Raw genomic sequence first — 16105 nt, forward strand, 5'->3', positions numbered from 1 at the left:
TTCATCTCCACAACGTCAGTATTTCAAAGAGAATTAACGACGTTACGAGATACCAGCGAGCTGAAAGGGCTATTTTTATTTGACGATCGTCAAGCTGCTGGTTTGCCATCTGCTTAACTATCCGGGGCCATAGCAAAAATAAAATCAGATAAAACAGTCCATGGATAAAGAGAAAACCAGATTGATGTGTTTCAAAAAACTGCTGAATTCTATGAAGCTGACTGGAATGTGACAGCAGGGGCGGTATCAGCGTCAGGAGTAGCAATACTGGCACGATAATCTGAATCATGATTATAATAGCTGTGCGCACAAAATTATTTTGCATGGGAAACTCTCCAATGAAAATGAATAAAGGGAATTGGTTTACTGTCATGCTCAACATCGTTCGCGTCGCGCTGAAGATGGGTTTTGTGTTTTTGGATGTTTTGCTGTCCTTTGCTTCCGAAAAACGCAGACCGCGATACACCGCAATTCATGCCCATGAATTGCATCAGGATGGTGCAATCAGCGATCAGGAATACATGCGCTCCGTCCATGGGCGTGATTGATTCAGTCAGGTTCATACCATTCTCCCCAGTTTTACCGCCGTTTTCGCAACGGTAGCGCCTGAGTCTGCAACTGATCGGCTCTGTTCTGATTGTTGTGCAACAAAGCCTGCCAGTGCCATTCCTGCTTCACCGCCAAAATGGCTGGAAAGCCTTAGCAACAGAGCAGGGGCAATAAAATAGAAAAGAACAGCACAATTACGCATGGCGGAAACGGCATCGTTCTCCCCCAAAGGATCCAAAACACTGCGTTCGACAAATCCCACCAAATGCCAAAGATAGGGCAAAAATAGTGTCATGATGTACATACCGCAAAGACTGCCCAGGGCTTTGGGGTTATAACCGCTCAAGCCTAAAATGACCGGGGTAATCACGATGAGGAAAAAATAAAGAAATGCCTGCATGACAGGTAAAGTTTGCATGATTGCTTCACGTTTCAGTGGCGTCGACGTTATCGATTTTGCCCATTGACCAGCATTTATAAGGCCGTGAGACAAAGAGCCGCTCAGATTGCCATTTGCGTTACTCATAAGGTTATTGACACTGTTGGCTTGCATATCCCGACTGTCGTTGAGCAGCATTTTGGCGATGTAGTCTTCTGAGCTGATTTCCGAACCCCAGGCTTTAGGATGTTTGCTTTTAAATTCACGAACACGCTCAAGCACCGCAAAGTAATTGAGATGGCTGTCAAACAGCTTGCCCTTGTTGGCAACGTCTACCAGATCATTACGCAATTTTCCCCACCATTGGTTGCAATCTGGATAGCCTTGCTCGGGTAAATGTTTGACATCGATGTCGCCACGCTCTGCTGCCTTTTCGAGGTTTTGATTAGGTGCTTCATGGAAGGTAAATCCTGGCACCGGTTGGCGGGCGTGAATTTTGCCGTAGTACAGGGTTTGAAAGACCTTGGATCCCATCCATTTGAGATCTTCCTCTCCACCAAAGCGCTTCAACATCGCATCCACTTTAGCCTTATCGTGCGAATCGGTGCTGAAACTGTTTCTCGCCTCCAGAAAACATTGACGATGAAAATTCAAGGCCTGTTCGCGCACTTCGGTCGGCAAATAGGTTGAAACCAAATCGCCCTGGATGGCTTGCAAGCTATCGGTGCAGCCTGTGACTTTCATCAAGCCATAGGTCAGACCCGACATATAATTTTGCAAGATGGCGAAGCCAATAGGCATTTTCACATTGTTGGTCAGCACATCCGCGAAGGCTTCGTCATAGGTCGTACCGGTATCCTTCAGGGTTGACGTTTTGGCATCCGATCCTTTTTTAATCCCGCACATGGGTTTAAAGCTCAGTGCTTTTTCCTCCAAAGGCACGCAGGGATAGACAAAGATGCCACAAATGAGGAATGTTATTGCAAGCTCATAGAGGAAGTTATTCAGCGCATGCTCGGCCGCATGATGAGTTGAGCCAGCTGGTGCCAGTACGTTTTTCAGGAACCGATAACCCACCATGAGAAAGCCGAGATACAACAGCCCTGTTTGCCACAGAGCATTAAATAAAACCTCGTATTGCTGCCAGCCTAAATAGGTGGTGTACAAGGATAAAGGGCTAAAAACAACCATATCAGCCTCCTTTGGCATCAGATTTGAAGTAAACAGCACCGTTTTTCACGTTTGATTGTTCGTGATCATCACCCGGCAGACCTTTGGCTATTTCGTTGGCACGCATGTCCATTAATAGTCCTAAGGTTTCAGTCATCATTTTCTTGCGTACGTCGTTTTCAAAGGCGAGCGAATGAATGTCATCATCGAGTTTTTTCAGGGCGAAGCGCACCATGTCGAGTGCCGGTTTCAGGTTTTGTACTTCCTGAACCTGAAGGCCTGCTTGCAGGATACGGCGCATCATCATGGCTTTGTCGAGCATGTTTTGAACGGCGATTTCCTCGGCCAGTTTGGACACGGTGAGGATTTGCTCCTCGCGCGGCATGCGTTGAATGGTGATGATGATTTCATCGGTTATTTTCAGGTTTGAGGCGCTGACCAGATTGAGTTTTTCCTCTGTCAACGGCCATTTTTTATCGACCAGTTGCCACAGGGCTTTGGATACATTGGAGGTGCAGGTGTTGCTGCTGTCGCAACTTTGTAGCAGTGCTGACAAACCAATGCCTGCCTTGGCTTCGTGTTTACCGGGGTCGGCTTTGCTGTCGCTGGCACTGACGTGGATATCGCCCAGCACCTTCACTGCCCAATTGGCAGCCTCGGTTGGGGTTTTCCAGTTTTGTGTCATGGGCGTGTTACCGTCAGCTTTTTTGTCGTTGTTGAGTGGGGTTCGATTCAAGAGAATGTTATAACCGGCAATGACCACATCATTGATGACTTTAATCGGTCTTTGATATTTACCCCCGGCGTTTCCACTTTCGCGGCCTATCCATGGCAGGCCGTACTCATCCCGTTTTTGGGCGATGTTTTTGGCGGTTTGAGTGACGTCGACGTTTTCGGTTTTGGCACGTTTGGCCGCATCGAGCCAGCCCTGGCTGTCAGAAACAGATAAAATGCCTTCAACCGGTGACTGTCCTTCCTCCATCTTCTTCTTGGTGTCCTGACAATCGCGTACTTTCACGCTGAATTCGTTTTGAGCGCCAGCTGCCGTATTTTGCAGGACGTTGTACAGTGCCGGCATGGACTGTTGCAGTTTGTACATGGGAAAACCTGCGACCGAGCCTTTCAGATTATCGATGATGCCACCGGGTATGTTCATGGCGGATGATTTCATATCCTGAAAGCTGTTGGTAATCGATACGACCGGATTAAAACCGCTACAGGTAAAACCGAGACGACTGTCGACGTTGCCACCGATGGTGATGGTTTGGTCGTTGTTGACTGGTGGCACGTACAGATTCGACGTTCCTCCAAGCTTGTAATAGTAATCGGACTGATTGGGCAGCAGTGAGCTTGCCATCAGGACTTGGGGTACCAGGAAAGTAAACAAAGCAAAGGATGTTTTCATAATCAGTTCCTATCGTTTTTGAGGTTGGCCCACTTTGGGGAATGACAAGGCTGGAACGTACTTTCCTTTGTGCCGAACGCAGCCACGGTATTTTCGCCAGACGACAAAGACGTAATTACCGTTTCCGGCCTGGTCGTCTTCAATGCCCAAATCGTTGGCATTGGCCGGGTTGATGTTACGGTTTTTGGGATAAACTTCCTGCCAGATAATCCGTTCGCGTTTAGGGTCGAAAATTACGTTGGATACGACGCAGTTTTTTCCACAGGTGTTGCGAGTGCTTTGGGTCACGTGCAGGCTGTTTTTGTTGGTGACAATGTCGGCTGCGTGCATGGCGGCAACGACTGAGGCACGGAATCTTGAGGGCTGGGTAACGCGCATGAGTCTCGGGATTTCATGTCCCCAGACGGTGCCATTGCTGCCAATGTCATGGTCAAAAAGCAAGTTGGGATGCGTGGCCATGTAGGCGATTTCGGCCAGTTCAGTGCGGTCGGATACGGCGTCTGCTTCGCTCAAATAATAGGGGTAACCGAAACGGGTTTCGGGTCGATGGGTAACCGCTGGCAGGCGATACAAACCGGCAGGACTACCGATAACGTCAACGACCCGGGTGCGTTCATCGTCCATGTGCATGCTGTTGATTTGTCCTGAGTCCTCACCAAAACCCAAATCAGAACCTGTGGCGAGTTTATAGGTTTTTTGATAAACCGCACGAGCCGCCGCATTTTCATACAGGGAGCTGGCTTCAATCCATGGATTGGTATCTGGTCGGTTGGAAACGGTCACGATTAAATCGGGAATAAATTGCTCGACCGCTGGCACCGGAACCAACTCCGGCGGAAACTTGCCTACCGCCCAGGTGCAGCTGCCGATGATTTTGTAATGGCTGTTGCGGAAGGTCTTTTCAATGACACGGGTTGCAATGCCGAAGCTGCTGATGGGATTCGGTGGATTTAGACTTTCAGCAGCGTATGTTGTTGACGTCAAAAGGAGTAACGAAACCAGACTAATCTTCATAGAAGCAAGCCTCCATTTGATGTTTTTGCGTCTTGTTTTCCAGTCGGTGTGCAACAATCTCGGCGGCCTTCAGAACATCGTATTGCGCTTCCAACAGATGGCGTTCTGCTTTCTCTGATTTTTCATTCAGCAATAAGGCCAGAATGTAGCGTGTCGGGATAACGCGAAATAATCCCTGGTAACGTGCACCGAGCAGGACCGCTTCGGCGTATAGTCCCTTTTGTGAGTCAATGTCGCGAATGAGTGCAATTTGCTCCGGCGTTAACTGCTGGAACTTTTGAACATCGATTAACTCCTTTTCATCAATCCCGAGCAAAATCCAGGTTTCAATTAAAGAGAGAATTTTGGTGGCCATTTCCGAGTTCATATCGGTTACGTTTTGCGTACTCGGCACCAGCCACAAACCCAGCTTGCGCGCGACCTTTGCAATGAGCAATGCGCAAATGACGATGGTTGGGATTTGAAACTGAATGTGTGACTCGTCCAGAAATAAAAAGGTGGGTCGATTGTCATGCTGGCTTGCTTCGGCCATAGCCAAAATGCGTGGCAGGAGTGACACCATCACCAATGCCAGCTTGCCCTTGTCATCTTTGATGGCGGAGATATCCACGTGAAAAATATCAAAATCACCCAGCGGCTCTGTTGGCACGTTAAAAAAACGTGCCTTGTTGCTGTTGATGACATAGCTTTTCAAGCGGTCGTGCATATCGAGGATGCGGTCTTTTTTACGTGGGACGACTTCCTTTTCCATGCGCCGTGCGAAGGCGGCAACCACGTGTTCAGTCAGCATTTGCGGGATATTGGCTTGAAAGGACGTCAAAATAGCATCACTTAAAATTTCAATCAGCAAGGTTTCATCAGCGAGCGTAAAGGCTTTTTCTTCTTGTTCATTGGCCTCGGTAATCATGGTGCGCAGTGCGAGCGCCAGCTCCGACATATAGCTTCGGCATTCCTCATTATCGGTATCTTTGTGATTGCTTGCCTCATTCAACCCTTCCTTCATTTGCATAATTTTGGCGGCCAGCAGCTCGGCTTTTTCACCACTTAACTGATCGCTGATTTCAGGAATGGCTTTGTAAGCCTCACAAAAAGGATTCAAGGGAACAGCTTTGTCTTTCTGATTGCTCAGCAACAGCTGTTTGGTTACCTTGCCCATTTCCCGGCAATGAACCAGGATGCGGTCAAAAGAGTTGCCCATTTCAAACAGTACGATGCGCGCGTTTTTGGTGGCCATGAGCGAATTGATAATCCATCCCATGGCAACTGACTTGCCACCGCCTGAGTTGGCGAACAAAGCCATGTGTGAGTTTTGGCTGATAAAATCGGTATGCAGCGGGTCGAACAGTACGGGTTCACCGAGACGATTAAAGAAGGTCAGGCAAGGCAGGTGTCTCGCACCTTGATTGCGTCCGTAAACCGGCAGGAGAGCTGCGAGTTCAGAGGCGTACATCAAGCGGTCGAAGCGCAAATACTGGCGGGCGAAGGATGGCACGAAATTGAAAGGTAGAGCATTTAAGTAGCTGTTGAGCGGATGCAAATCATAGCTTGACGGAATCAAGGGCATTTTGGCGTCGATAAACAATTCCCGCAGATCTTTTTCAATCTGCATGGCTTCGTTATCCGTTTTGGCGCGGTAATAAATGGCCTGGTTCACCCAGAACAATCGATTACCTATGGACAATTCATCACGAGCGCTGCGGATATCGTTTCGCACTTGCTGTGGTTTCAGGCTCGTGCCAACGATGCCTTTTTCCAGACGCATCAAATGTACATCCAAGGCCTCATCGTTACTGAAGGTCACTTGAATGGTATAAGTTGCCCCCTCCGGTAATTTGTCGAGCAAGGCATAGCGATGTTTGGGATTGGCTTGTTGTTTTTCACGAGAAAGCAAACCAGTTTCCGGCGCTTCTCTCAAGCCATCTACGTATAAAATACGATGCTGTTGGCCATCAAACACGAAACCCTTGTCGTTGCTTTCAGGAGGCGAAAAGAAGATAGCCTGCGCCAGATTGTATCCAGCCGGCTGTGCCTGCTCGGGATAGGGAAAGCGTCGCAAGAGTTCATCGACGTTGCCCGGATTAAACCAACGTACCCACCAGGCGTAATAATCCTTACCGCTCAATTGTTTGAGCTGCAAGCCAGGCGATTTCAGCTTGCTTTCAATCTGTGCCATCACATCGCGATGCTCGATGAGCGCTTGCTCGCGTGTGGTTTTTATTTGTTTGTACTGACGATAAAACAAAACCCGGACACGTCTTCTTCGACCGCGATAAGGCATGTCTGTTTTGGGATCGAGAAACAAGCCTTCTGGCCTTTCCATTTTGCTGAACAAATCATCGAGACGCGCCAGATAATCTTTGGTGAAAGGCGTTTCGGCAATATCCGGCTCAATGTGTTTGCTGATATGTTTCAGCACGGGTTTCAAACTGTATTCGTCATTGACATACATTTGCATGACCCAGGGGTCGTCTTTATGTAAGGGAAGAACCGCGGCAAAAGTATCGCGAATTTTATTGAACACGGATTCCAGATGCTCTGGGGATGCTGCTTCCGCCGGAATACTGGCAAGCTCAAAGCCCGAGCCAATACTCACACCATCATTCAATAAAAAGAGATTCTGCTCATCCGAAAAATCCGCTATTGCCAACCGATCCGGCAATGATGGATTGCTGTTTTGGTACCCCGCCTTGATGGTCTTTTCAGTCAGGGCATCGCCTGTTAGCCAGTCAAATAAACGCATAACACTGCCCCCTCAATATCGCTCAGACGCGAGCGCGAACTGATTTTGTTTGTAGAGAAAAAATCCGGTGCTGTAGCCGGGTTTAATCAGTTGTTCATCGCCAATCATGGTTACGTGTGGGTACACGTAAATGGGGATTTGCGGGTTATCCAGTGGCTTGAACAGCGTATTGATTTCATTGTTCGCGTCACGTGTGTAGCCTGCGTAATTAACCGCCTTGTTCGTGCGCTTCACTGACCAGCTCGGTACGGATTCATTGACACTTTGCTGATACAGTTGACTGACAGTCAATCCACCTTCTGGAATACCTTTAGACGAAACGCTGGATGAAGCACAAGCGCTCAAAGTCAGGGCGCTACCGAAGGCTAAAATCATGCGTAGTTTGTTGTAAGTGGCCATAATCGAGTAATCTCCCGTTGGTTTCTTTATCGAGGTTGATGGTTTGGGTCAGGTGCAGTGAAAAACGATTGGGGCGATAGCCCACGCTTGCTGGAACGAAGACCATGTCAAAGCTGCCCTGAATGCGTTTTTCCAGCCAGTCGGCGGCTTTGACCGAGCCTTGAGACAATGCGCCTCCGAGGGCGTAATTACCCATCGAGCCGGTGGGCGTGCTGCTCGCACCGTTGGCGTTGGCTGAATAGGTCATTTGCCATTGTGAAAGCGCGGTGCCAAAACCTTTCACGCCATCGGCGGCGACCATGGCTGTGAGCACTCGGGGTGCGTTGGTGAAGTATTGGCCTTTGATGCAGGGGTTGCCGAATGCCGTGGTGAGATAGCCGAGACTTTCGTTGTTCACCATCTCAGCCGTTCCCGTCATCTGTTCTTTGCCAACGGTGACAAAATGACCGTCGTCAAATACAAACAAGGCCGAGGTCACATAGGCGCGAACGCAGCTGATGTTGTCGAGAAAAGAGCCGACACCAATGGCATAGCCGTTGATTTTCATGCCGGAAATATCAGGGGGTAAAGCGATGCCGTTTGCGGCCATCAAATCTCCTTTGTTGATGATGGCGGAAAACGGGAAAAGTGGTTGCATCAGTTTGCCTTCAACAGGAACTTCCCCAATCAGAGCCGATAGCAAAGTGGTGCGACCTAAATCAGAGCCTGCTGGAATCGTGTAGTATGGAATGGCTGCTTTCTCTTTTTCGACTTTGGCTCTGACTGTTTTGGTGAGCGCTTTTTGTTTGGCTTTGAGCCTTTCCCAATAGGCTTGTTCCGCTGAATTGTTTGCATGCTTCATCAATAGCTGGTCAATGTCCTTGATGCCATCGTTTTTTGGCGCGGGCTTGCCTTCCACGTTGTAACTTGCATTGTCAGGTTGGGACGTTTTTATTTCAGCCATTTGTGCTTTGAGTGTATCCAGCTCTTTAATGAGGTCGGAGTTATCGGTTTCTGTCTGCGTATTACTGGCCTGATTTTTAAGTTCTTTGTTTTGCGCCTCAAGACTTGCCATTTTCTTTTCCGTTTCCTGCAAGCGTGCTGCCACATCGCGGATGTTGTCGTTGAACTGGCTTGCGATGGCGGCGTTCAGGTTATTGGGGTCTTGACGGGTTTCGGCTGTGTCCGGATGGTGTCCGCTGTTAAGCAGAATCAGGGCAGCTACACCGACAACAGATGCGGTTAATACTTTGAGTCCGGCGTTCTTTTTCATCGTACATACTCCCGGGCGTTCGCCAATGCTTCGTGAAATGGCCTGTCTGATACGAGGAAAACGGTTGTCGTGTCTTCCTTGCCACGTGGTGCGAGTGTGTTAGTGGGATAGAAGGTTGCGGTTTGCCAGTTGCCACTGATGCGGCGTGGGTCAACGATAACTTCCTTGTTTAGCAGGTTCTTCAACTCCACTGCGCTGACGTAAAAGGCGCCTCCGTGCCAGGATATGAGCGGACGTGCTTCCATGCTGGCGCCATAAACAAGGCTGACGAGTCGTCTTGTTTGCATGGGTGTGCGACTGACACCTTCGGGAATCACCAGTAAACGCTGTGGGGCATACAGGGATTGAATCGCAAAGCGCGTCAGGGTGATGGCGTTGATATCAAAGCTGTTTGCGTTTGCAGGAGTTCTGGCTTCTTCTTTGCCCTCCAGTAAAACCTCTATCGGTTTATTGGCCGTCACTTTGTCGCTGGCCGAGAGATTCAGAATAATCACCTCACCTTGAGGCATCAGCTGAACCAGCAGACGCTTGTTTTCAAAAGCCTCTTTGCCCTTCAGATACAGCGCATCCTGCACCTTCAAAACCGCAATTTTGTCACCAGCTTCGTTATCAACAATGCTGATGGCTTGCGGAAAATGAATCAGTCGTTCTTCATTCAAAGACAAGCTTAAACGAATTGGCGTTTTGTCCCACAAAACATGCTCGGCATCGAGGGCGAACAGTTCACTACTGCCGACCAGGGCCAGCAGCGCAAACCAATACTTAAACGTTTTCATGATGTTTTTCCTCCACAGGGTTGGCCAGTAAATCACTGACCAGGGTTTCGGGTTGGGTATAGCCATCGAGTACCAGCTGAAAGGGATTTTGCATGCGAGAGACGTTCACCTTGGCCACGCGCACGTGGTAATCCACCACTTTGTCGGCAATGACCATAGGGCTGTCGTCATTCAGTCGCTGGGTGATACGCAGCACCAGATGCACTTCCCAGAGGTTGGGGCCGATCACTTTCACATCGTCCTCTTCCATAAAGCGATACAGGCTAGCTATCTGAATGCGATTAAACAGTTGCGCGTCTTTGTAGGCGTTGAGTGTTTTCTCCATCAATTGACGATGACGAGGGGTAAGGAAGTAATGCAGACTCGCAAGATTGCCCGCGAATTCGCTCTTGCCGGATTTTGACCAGGTGTTGATGCTCGGGATTAAAGTCGCGGCAAAGCCTTGCACGTATTCGTTGGACACCTTTTCTGCCTGAATCAGGCCGCCGTTGCTTGCCATGCTGGGCGTCAGCCAGAATTCATAACGTTTGGGTGTGGTGGCGAGCGTTACGATAAGGCCTGCCACAATCAAAACAAGCAAGCCTGCAAACACCAGCAAGAGACGATTAAGTTGATTAAGACTGTCTATTTTTTTCCAGTAATTAAACATGAGAGCTACCTGCCAGTTTGGATTTTTGCCATGTGCCTTTGTGGGCGAGATACGGGTTTTGTCTGATACCGAGTTTTGCAAGCATCAAGATGCCCTTCTTCATCAGATAGCCGTGCGGTTTGCCAGCTTTAAGCCTCGCCACTCGTTTGGGACACACCGTTATCGACAACACAAAGCCCATCAGAAAACCAACACAACCCATCGCCAGTGGGTAATCCAGCAACAACCCTGCAAGGGTAAACAGCAGGCTTGTCACAGGGGTTGCCACTATCACTATCCAGAACAACTCACGCAGGCTTAAACCCTTGTAAGCTTCATAATCATGAGACAGATGCCGCGATGAAGGTCGATTCATGCCTGCCTCCTATATCTTGAACTTGGTGGTCATGGTGTAACCCACGTAACCGGCGACAATACTGATGGCAAGATAGGTAATGCCCATCACCGCAAACGTACCAAAGGCAATCATCGAGCCTTCGTTTTTCTTCGACTCTTCAATGCCATGCTGAACGGTAGACACGAACTTGATAAAGCTCATGACCGCGGTAATAAAGAGCAGGATAACCAACCCCTGCTTGACGTAATTGCTTGCAACGGTCATCAGACTTTTGTTGCCATCACTGATGTCGTCGGCGTTGGTTATTTTTGGATACCAGCCATCTGCAAACATCACAGGCGCATAGTTTAAGGCCATAAAGCCGAGGCCAATTTTCTGCCAGCAGGATGGTGTGTTTTTCATGGTTAGTTCCCCTTGACGATTAAAATTAAAATAAACAGGCAAAGCCCCAGAATGATGCGGGTCAGGCGCGACCCCAGATGAATAAGAAAACCTTCCTGCGCCTTTTCTTCACTTCCCAGAAAATGATTGATGCACCACATCATCGCGATAATGACCAGCATGATGGCGACGAAGCGGATACAACCTGAAAAGCTGCTGGCTGCAGTATCACCGGTTGCGTGTTTGAAGCTTGCGGCAAAGGTTTTCGCGATATCGACTTTGCTCATGGCTATTGACCAATGAAATCAAGCGCGAGCGGCTTGATGGTTTTGGGTTCGATGGCCGGTTTGTTGATGTAGTCAATCAACGCATTGCGGATAGTCAGCAAGTCGTCTCTCAATCCGGGATGCGTTTTACCGTTGGCACCTTCAAAGGTTTCAATGTGTAATTGAATACGGGTATTGGGTTCGACTTCTCGTTTTGCCTCATCGAGCATCGGCATGATGGCGTTGATTTGGTTGATGACGCGCACAAGCGTTTGATTCAGATTTTCTTCGCTGGCATGTGTGACTGAGGACAAACCCAGCAGGATAATTAACAGCAGACGTTTCATGTTTTCTCCTTACAAATATTTTTTAAAGCGGCTGGCGGTAATGGACACCATCAGGCTGATTAAAAGGCTGACCGGTACAAACATCAGCGCCGGGGTAATACTGATTGGGATGGCGAGCCACAAGGCCAGTAACAACAACAAGCCGCGCTTGAAATAACGGTTTAACTGGTGAAACACGTAAGACGATTCCCGTCCCAAAGATGCGGTGCGAATGGCACGCTGATTAAGCCCGTCGATGAGACCTGCCGTGGTGGCAAGTACGAACAAAGGGATAGCTGCGAGCAGAATCATCAGCTTGATAAGCATCACGTGAGCCGCGAGTCTCGCGATAAGCCACACTTGTTTGCCGAGGATTAAGACGTCTTCCACCACGTTGCCCAGCTCGGCGTTTTCTTCAGGCATTACTGTGTTTAACTCATCCCGAAGCACCGCGCTTGCGTGCGTTACCTTTTGACTAATATGTTCGGTGGGGAGCTTTGCAAACCAATCCTTGAAAGGCTCCGCAACAGACGCATCATTGAACTCGGAAATAGCCGCAGCCTGTTGAGACGACAAGGCTTTAATCGCGAGCCAGGCCTTGTCAAAGCCGGATAGAGCCCAAATACTCATTGCCCAACCGAACAAAATCAGCCAGCTCAGAAAGGTAAGTGCAAGCAAGCTCATCAGCAGACGTTTGGACTTCCTTTGGGACGGCATCTTCATTGCCATATCTCACCTTCATTAAATATCAGGGGATAGTGACTCTCGCCGAAGATGGCGAGCAGATCGTCCACATTGGCCGGCAGCAACGGTGCTTTAATCAGATCCTGCAAGGTTTCAAGTTGTGCGCTGTCGCTAATATTAGTGACAAATCCGAGCGCCCCCATTTTCTCCAGCTCGCGGGCATGTTCTTTTAGCCAGGCTTGAGAAACGGCATCGTCGCCAATGATGAAAATCGAATAGGAAAAATTAACGAGGGTCAGTTTGCGTCTATCAACTTTACCCGGCCTGGCTTTACTTCTTGCCGGCAGACGTACATCCTGTTTGGCTTCGAGTTGCAGTGATTCCTCTGTTGGCGCCTGGGTATCTATCTGCCAGGCGTAACAGGATGCAATCATCAGCAACATGGCCACAATCGACAGTTTCCTCATATTAAAACCTCCCCAAATCAACAATGCTGGAATGACCGTTTTTAGATAGGAGCAGTAAAGGCGTGGATTTTTTATTGAGCTTGAGCGCCTGATAATTCATATCGCCGTGGTTCAGGGTTACCCTGGCACTGCTAACCAGATGTTTGGGAATTTGATGTTTGTTCGCCCAGAGCTGGATGGCCAGGTCGTCGCTTTCCAATAGCATCAGATTTAAGTGCGTGTCAGGCGTGTCCTCGATGGCGTCCATGAGCACCATGAGGATACCGGTCGCGGCGTCATCGGTTGTGATGAAGAAATACAAAGTATCGCCGGGTGTTAATTGCACCGACTTATGCTGATAGGGTGAAAACGGTGACGGGTCGAAGTCGCCTATCACTGGCACGTTGGCGAATAGCTTGTTATAGGCTTTGTAAAAAGCGTTGTTCCAGGCGATATTCTTCGTAACTTTCTGGGCTTCCTGCCTTGCTGCCAGTTCAGCAAAATGATTACGCTCAGACTCAGAGCGAGCATTAAGACCCAGAATATCGAGAGGCGTTTGCCGCAGGCCTTCGTAATAGATTTTGCTGCGGTTTTGCATCAGCAGAACGTAGCGCTTTTCTTCCTCGGGTGTTAATTCCCAAACTTTGGCCTCGTGGAGTTGCTGCTCGTTCAGTTTAAGCGTGTTCAGATCCTGATCGGCTGTGACATCATCCTCGTTATGCTCAAGACCTGCCCGTGCCAGAGTTTGGTCTTGAACGGCCAGCGTATTTAAAGCTTGCGTACCAAGCCCCGGAATATTCAATTCAGCAAAAGCTGATTGTGTAGCCAGCAGTGACAGCATCAAGACCGTGTACTTATTCATGATGCTCACCCAGTTTTACCAGTACACGTTCCTTGTTACGGTTTTCCAGCTCCAGGCGTTGTTTACCAAAATCAATCTGCATTACCGTCCAACCAGCCAGGGTATCGGTTTTTTCCAGCGGAGTTGTTTTAAAGTCATAACTAACGGTCGCCACACTGACTTGCTGAATGCTGTCAATACTGACTATCTGGAATGGCAGCACGCTTTCGGGCAGGTATTTGACGGAGTTGCGCTTTTTATCCAGCCCACTGATTACCTGATTGATGGAATCGAGTTTATGGTTTAACTCGCTGCTGTTTTCTGTGATCAGCTGATTGATCAGGCTATCGTCTTTTAATTTGATCTGCTCGATCAGCGCCGTCAGTTTATTGAAATCCTGATTGATAGGACTTAAATCCAGCTTTTCGACAGGCTTTTGGAGATTGAGTTTCAAGCTGTCCAACTGGGTTTGAATACTGCCAAGACGTGTGCCGATGATGTCCGTGTCTTTGCTGATCGTGCTGTTATAACTTTTCACAATAACGATCCCGACAGCCAGAATCAGATTCAACGAAATAATAGCTGCCCATTTTTTATCAAAATACATCATACTTTACTCCTTACGCTGGGCTTGAGTTTAAAGTTCACCGTTCTCAACAAAGGATCTTCAACCAGTACAAATACCTGCTGACTGGCGAGAACCTCCAGACCATCCTTGATGGTCAAAGGCCCCAGGTTTTTATGGATTTGAGGGAGAGGTTGGCGCATGACGGCTTGCAGGCTCTCGGGTTGTTTTTCTGATTTGACCAGACTATAACCGGAGTATTGCAGCCAATGATTAATCGCCTGCCCCACGGTTTTAACGTCTTGTGGAAAATGTATTTGTTGCACAGTCAATAACGGATTGATCTGTGCAGTCAAAGGATTGTTTACGACGGTAGCGTAACGATTTATTTGGGTGACATTGGCTGCTTGAGCAGAAAGAGTCGTTAGACCAATCAACGTCATTATTAAGTATTTAAACATAAGGACTCCTGGCTTAAAGTGCATTGCCGTTGGTTTCTTGCAGTTGGCGTTCGGCTTTTTTCTTTAAAAAAATCTCCAGTCGATCAACATCAACATGCGCAGGAGCTGTTATTCCGAGACGAACACTGCCACTCCTGCGGGGGAGTATCTCGATTATGATTTCGCCGTTGTTAATCATTACTTTTTCGCCTTGTTTTCTGGTTAATACGAGCATGGGTTTCTCCTAATGGTTCATGTTTAAAATCGATTTGATTTTTGACAAATGAGTGTTTGCAACAATTTGCGATGCCGGTTTGAATTTCTTGATTGGTGTTTCATGTTTGGCTTGCACGCTGTAGGCTTTGCAGCACTCCACAAATTGAGGCAGGGTAGGTGGGTATTCCCAATGGTTACAGCAATGAGCCAGGCTTTTTTCAATAATGGCATCATCGAAACGCATCAAGCCTTCCGCCCACTCATTTTTCGTGAAAGCCAAAAATTCTTCACTTTTGTACAGGCTTCGCCAAATGTGGCCATACATGGCAGCCAGACGTAAAAATAAGCTATCCATACGTTTTATCTTCCTTTCGGAAGTTGGCGATGTTGAAGATGTTGTCGTCGGATTGGGTGTATGTTGCGCCGTCCTTGCAGCTATCCCAGAACGGGTCGACAGATTGTTTAGCTGAATTATTTTTTGGATAGGTTGCATGAGTAAACTCCTGTGTTGTTGGTGTGGTGATTTCATCTTCCCAGCAATGCTGTGCTAACCAGTTGGCCGGGAATTTCCAACCCGGCACCCAATGGCCGAGTGCAACATGGCTGTCATGAGCTGAAACCTGCTGTTTGATGGCCTCAATGATTGTGGCCGCCAGCGATTCGGAAGGGCGCAATGCTTGAAATTGTTCCCAGGCTTTTTGTCTGGATTTTTTTAAGGGATAGCTTTCCCAGAATGTTTCGAAGTGCTGATATAAGAAAACAAAATAATTACTATTATTAAGAGGTATGGCGGGATCGTTGTTTTCACCCTTGGCGGGTATTTCCTGATAACCTGCTACATCCCTTTGTTTTAAAGGGCTTGGGCAGGATATAAGGCTGGCGGGATCATCGTGCTGCTTTGTGGCGGCTTTATTTTGACCAGAGTTATTCAAAGAGGCTAATCGGCATTGAAAAATCAGCTTCCAATCCATGGATTCAATTCGTAGCAAACCGACCTTCTCCAGCCCTGTAATAGCACGCCGAATCTGATCTTTGCTCGGACTCCCGCTTTTGATTCCCTGATGCGGTTCAACATACAAAGCTTCTGCCAATGACTGATAGCTGATCCCGCGCTTAATGCCAACCATGCCTGTAGCGTAATCCACGTAAGGTTTTATCCCTCGTAGATACAAGAGCTGTTGGAGATGAGGTAAGCCGCTCAGCGCGGAAAGTTCTTCATCATTGATGGTTAAACGAATTGTACCGTTCACTTAAATCCCTCTGTTAAATT

General features: G+C 48.2%; 22 protein-coding genes. 1 reads left to right on the forward strand and 21 read right to left on the reverse strand.

All coding sequences use genetic code 11. The features are described from left to right. Position 1: 1 nt before the first annotated feature. A complete protein-coding gene (locus tag ACQUTA_RS08555; RefSeq protein ID WP_444987820.1) occupies positions 2-325 on the reverse strand; it encodes a hypothetical protein in 324 nt (107 codons plus the stop codon). Between the two features lie 13 nt (positions 326-338). On the opposite strand from ACQUTA_RS08555, the gene ACQUTA_RS08560 reads away from it, so the two are divergent. Continuing rightward, positions 339-548 (forward strand): hypothetical protein, encoded by a 210-nt coding sequence (locus tag ACQUTA_RS08560; RefSeq protein ID WP_444987821.1) that lies wholly within the window; start codon positions 339-341, stop codon positions 546-548. An 11-nt stretch (positions 549-559) separates the two neighbouring features. On the opposite strand, the gene ACQUTA_RS08565 is transcribed toward ACQUTA_RS08560, so the two are convergent. Genes ACQUTA_RS08565 through ACQUTA_RS08660 form a run of 20 tightly spaced genes read right to left on the reverse strand, consistent with a single transcriptional unit; the run spans position 560 to position 16085 of the window. Then, the gene (locus ACQUTA_RS08565; RefSeq protein WP_444987822.1) at positions 560-2119 is read right to left on the reverse strand and encodes a conjugal transfer protein TraG N-terminal domain-containing protein; all 1560 of its coding nucleotides are present in this window, start codon (positions 2117-2119) and stop codon (positions 560-562) included. Position 2120: 1 nt separating this feature from the next. Further along, positions 2121-3503 carry an integrating conjugative element protein gene (locus ACQUTA_RS08570; RefSeq protein WP_444987823.1) on the reverse strand — a complete coding sequence of 461 codons (1383 nt, stop codon included), beginning with the start codon at positions 3501-3503 and terminating at the stop codon, positions 2121-2123. A 9-nt stretch (positions 3504-3512) separates the two neighbouring features. Beyond that, positions 3513-4517 carry a TIGR03756 family integrating conjugative element protein gene (locus ACQUTA_RS08575; RefSeq protein ID WP_444987824.1) on the reverse strand — a complete coding sequence of 335 codons (1005 nt, stop codon included), beginning with the start codon at positions 4515-4517 and terminating at the stop codon, positions 3513-3515. Further along, positions 4507-7257, reverse strand: coding sequence for a conjugative transfer ATPase (locus tag ACQUTA_RS08580; protein WP_444987825.1), 2751 nt, complete (start codon positions 7255-7257; stop codon positions 4507-4509). Before ACQUTA_RS08580 ends, ACQUTA_RS08575 begins: the two co-directional genes overlap by 11 nt. Positions 7258-7269: 12 nt before the next feature. Beyond that, positions 7270-7656, reverse strand: a complete 387-nt coding sequence (locus tag ACQUTA_RS08585; protein ID WP_444987826.1) for a TIGR03751 family conjugal transfer lipoprotein — start codon at positions 7654-7656, stop codon at positions 7270-7272. Continuing rightward, a complete protein-coding gene (locus ACQUTA_RS08590; protein WP_444987827.1) occupies positions 7613-8908 on the reverse strand; it encodes a TIGR03752 family integrating conjugative element protein in 1296 nt (431 codons plus the stop codon). The genes ACQUTA_RS08585 and ACQUTA_RS08590 overlap by 44 nt, the downstream gene beginning before the upstream one ends. After that, positions 8905-9684 carry a TIGR03749 family integrating conjugative element protein gene (locus ACQUTA_RS08595; RefSeq protein ID WP_444987828.1) on the reverse strand — a complete coding sequence of 260 codons (780 nt, stop codon included), beginning with the start codon at positions 9682-9684 and terminating at the stop codon, positions 8905-8907. Before ACQUTA_RS08595 ends, ACQUTA_RS08590 begins: the two co-directional genes overlap by 4 nt. Then, positions 9671-10333 (reverse strand): DUF2895 family protein, encoded by a 663-nt coding sequence (locus ACQUTA_RS08600; protein ID WP_444987829.1) that lies wholly within the window; start codon positions 10331-10333, stop codon positions 9671-9673. Before ACQUTA_RS08600 ends, ACQUTA_RS08595 begins: the two co-directional genes overlap by 14 nt. Next, positions 10326-10688, reverse strand: a complete 363-nt coding sequence (locus ACQUTA_RS08605; RefSeq protein WP_444987830.1) for a TIGR03750 family conjugal transfer protein — start codon at positions 10686-10688, stop codon at positions 10326-10328. Before ACQUTA_RS08605 ends, ACQUTA_RS08600 begins: the two co-directional genes overlap by 8 nt. 9 nt (positions 10689-10697) lie before the next feature. Beyond that, positions 10698-11072, reverse strand: a complete 375-nt coding sequence (locus ACQUTA_RS08610) for a hypothetical protein (protein WP_444987831.1) — start codon at positions 11070-11072, stop codon at positions 10698-10700. Positions 11073-11074: 2 nt separating this feature from the next. Beyond that, positions 11075-11338, reverse strand: a complete 264-nt coding sequence (locus ACQUTA_RS08615; RefSeq protein ID WP_444987832.1) for a hypothetical protein — start codon at positions 11336-11338, stop codon at positions 11075-11077. 2 nt (positions 11339-11340) lie between these two features. Continuing rightward, on the reverse strand, positions 11341-11664 hold the full coding sequence (locus ACQUTA_RS08620) for a hypothetical protein (protein ID WP_444987833.1): 324 nt from the start codon (positions 11662-11664) through the stop codon (positions 11341-11343). A gap of 9 nt (positions 11665-11673) precedes the next feature. Further along, positions 11674-12372 carry a TIGR03747 family integrating conjugative element membrane protein gene (locus tag ACQUTA_RS08625; RefSeq protein ID WP_444987834.1) on the reverse strand — a complete coding sequence of 233 codons (699 nt, stop codon included), beginning with the start codon at positions 12370-12372 and terminating at the stop codon, positions 11674-11676. Next, a complete protein-coding gene (locus ACQUTA_RS08630; protein ID WP_444987835.1) occupies positions 12363-12794 on the reverse strand; it encodes an integrating conjugative element protein in 432 nt (143 codons plus the stop codon). Before ACQUTA_RS08630 ends, ACQUTA_RS08625 begins: the two co-directional genes overlap by 10 nt. A 1-nt stretch (position 12795) precedes the next feature. Continuing rightward, the gene (locus ACQUTA_RS08635) at positions 12796-13635 is read right to left on the reverse strand and encodes a TIGR03759 family integrating conjugative element protein (protein ID WP_444987836.1); all 840 of its coding nucleotides are present in this window, start codon (positions 13633-13635) and stop codon (positions 12796-12798) included. Then, positions 13628-14224, reverse strand: a complete 597-nt coding sequence (locus ACQUTA_RS08640) for a hypothetical protein (protein WP_444987837.1) — start codon at positions 14222-14224, stop codon at positions 13628-13630. The genes ACQUTA_RS08635 and ACQUTA_RS08640 overlap by 8 nt, the downstream gene beginning before the upstream one ends. Further along, entirely contained in the window at positions 14221-14640 is a 420-nt protein-coding gene (gene pilL2 / locus ACQUTA_RS08645; RefSeq protein WP_444987838.1) for a PFGI-1 class ICE element type IV pilus protein PilL2, read from the reverse strand. The genes ACQUTA_RS08640 and pilL2 overlap by 4 nt, the downstream gene beginning before the upstream one ends. A 13-nt stretch (positions 14641-14653) precedes the next feature. Then, complete coding sequence (locus ACQUTA_RS08650; protein WP_444987839.1) at positions 14654-14854, reverse strand: carbon storage regulator; 201 nt, start codon at positions 14852-14854, stop codon at positions 14654-14656. A 9-nt stretch (positions 14855-14863) separates the two neighbouring features. Then, a complete protein-coding gene (locus ACQUTA_RS08655) occupies positions 14864-15190 on the reverse strand; it encodes a Vir protein (RefSeq protein WP_444987840.1) in 327 nt (108 codons plus the stop codon). Further along, on the reverse strand, positions 15183-16085 hold the full coding sequence (locus ACQUTA_RS08660; RefSeq protein WP_444987841.1) for a hypothetical protein: 903 nt from the start codon (positions 16083-16085) through the stop codon (positions 15183-15185). The genes ACQUTA_RS08655 and ACQUTA_RS08660 overlap by 8 nt, the downstream gene beginning before the upstream one ends. Positions 16086-16105: the final 20 nt, after the last annotated feature.

The sequence above is a fragment of the Legionella navarrensis genome (assembly GCF_052527415.1).

Excerpts from the sequence above, each read along its gene's own strand:
- ACQUTA_RS08555 (WP_444987820.1), bottom strand. The coding sequence starts at position 325 with ATGCAAAATAATTTTGTGCGCACAGCTATTATAATCATGATTCAGATT.
- ACQUTA_RS08560 (WP_444987821.1), top strand. The coding sequence starts at position 339 with ATGAAAATGAATAAAGGGAATTGGTTTACTGTCATGCTCAACATCGTT.
- ACQUTA_RS08565 (WP_444987822.1), bottom strand. The coding sequence starts at position 2,119 with ATGGTTGTTTTTAGCCCTTTATCCTTGTACACCACCTATTTAGGCTGG.
- ACQUTA_RS08570 (WP_444987823.1), bottom strand. The coding sequence starts at position 3,503 with ATGAAAACATCCTTTGCTTTGTTTACTTTCCTGGTACCCCAAGTCCTG.
- ACQUTA_RS08575 (WP_444987824.1), bottom strand. The coding sequence starts at position 4,517 with ATGAAGATTAGTCTGGTTTCGTTACTCCTTTTGACGTCAACAACATAC.
- ACQUTA_RS08580 (WP_444987825.1), bottom strand. The coding sequence starts at position 7,257 with ATGCGTTTATTTGACTGGCTAACAGGCGATGCCCTGACTGAAAAGACC.
- ACQUTA_RS08585 (WP_444987826.1), bottom strand. The coding sequence starts at position 7,656 with ATGGCCACTTACAACAAACTACGCATGATTTTAGCCTTCGGTAGCGCC.
- ACQUTA_RS08590 (WP_444987827.1), bottom strand. The coding sequence starts at position 8,908 with ATGAAAAAGAACGCCGGACTCAAAGTATTAACCGCATCTGTTGTCGGT.
- ACQUTA_RS08595 (WP_444987828.1), bottom strand. The coding sequence starts at position 9,684 with ATGAAAACGTTTAAGTATTGGTTTGCGCTGCTGGCCCTGGTCGGCAGT.
- ACQUTA_RS08600 (WP_444987829.1), bottom strand. The coding sequence starts at position 10,333 with ATGTTTAATTACTGGAAAAAAATAGACAGTCTTAATCAACTTAATCGT.
- ACQUTA_RS08605 (WP_444987830.1), bottom strand. The coding sequence starts at position 10,688 with ATGAATCGACCTTCATCGCGGCATCTGTCTCATGATTATGAAGCTTAC.
- ACQUTA_RS08610 (WP_444987831.1), bottom strand. The coding sequence starts at position 11,072 with ATGAAAAACACACCATCCTGCTGGCAGAAAATTGGCCTCGGCTTTATG.
- ACQUTA_RS08615 (WP_444987832.1), bottom strand. The coding sequence starts at position 11,338 with ATGAGCAAAGTCGATATCGCGAAAACCTTTGCCGCAAGCTTCAAACAC.
- ACQUTA_RS08620 (WP_444987833.1), bottom strand. The coding sequence starts at position 11,664 with ATGAAACGTCTGCTGTTAATTATCCTGCTGGGTTTGTCCTCAGTCACA.
- ACQUTA_RS08625 (WP_444987834.1), bottom strand. The coding sequence starts at position 12,372 with ATGGCAATGAAGATGCCGTCCCAAAGGAAGTCCAAACGTCTGCTGATG.
- ACQUTA_RS08630 (WP_444987835.1), bottom strand. The coding sequence starts at position 12,794 with ATGAGGAAACTGTCGATTGTGGCCATGTTGCTGATGATTGCATCCTGT.
- ACQUTA_RS08635 (WP_444987836.1), bottom strand. The coding sequence starts at position 13,635 with ATGAATAAGTACACGGTCTTGATGCTGTCACTGCTGGCTACACAATCA.
- ACQUTA_RS08640 (WP_444987837.1), bottom strand. The coding sequence starts at position 14,224 with ATGATGTATTTTGATAAAAAATGGGCAGCTATTATTTCGTTGAATCTG.
- pilL2 (WP_444987838.1), bottom strand. The coding sequence starts at position 14,640 with ATGTTTAAATACTTAATAATGACGTTGATTGGTCTAACGACTCTTTCT.
- ACQUTA_RS08650 (WP_444987839.1), bottom strand. The coding sequence starts at position 14,854 with ATGCTCGTATTAACCAGAAAACAAGGCGAAAAAGTAATGATTAACAAC.
- ACQUTA_RS08655 (WP_444987840.1), bottom strand. The coding sequence starts at position 15,190 with ATGGATAGCTTATTTTTACGTCTGGCTGCCATGTATGGCCACATTTGG.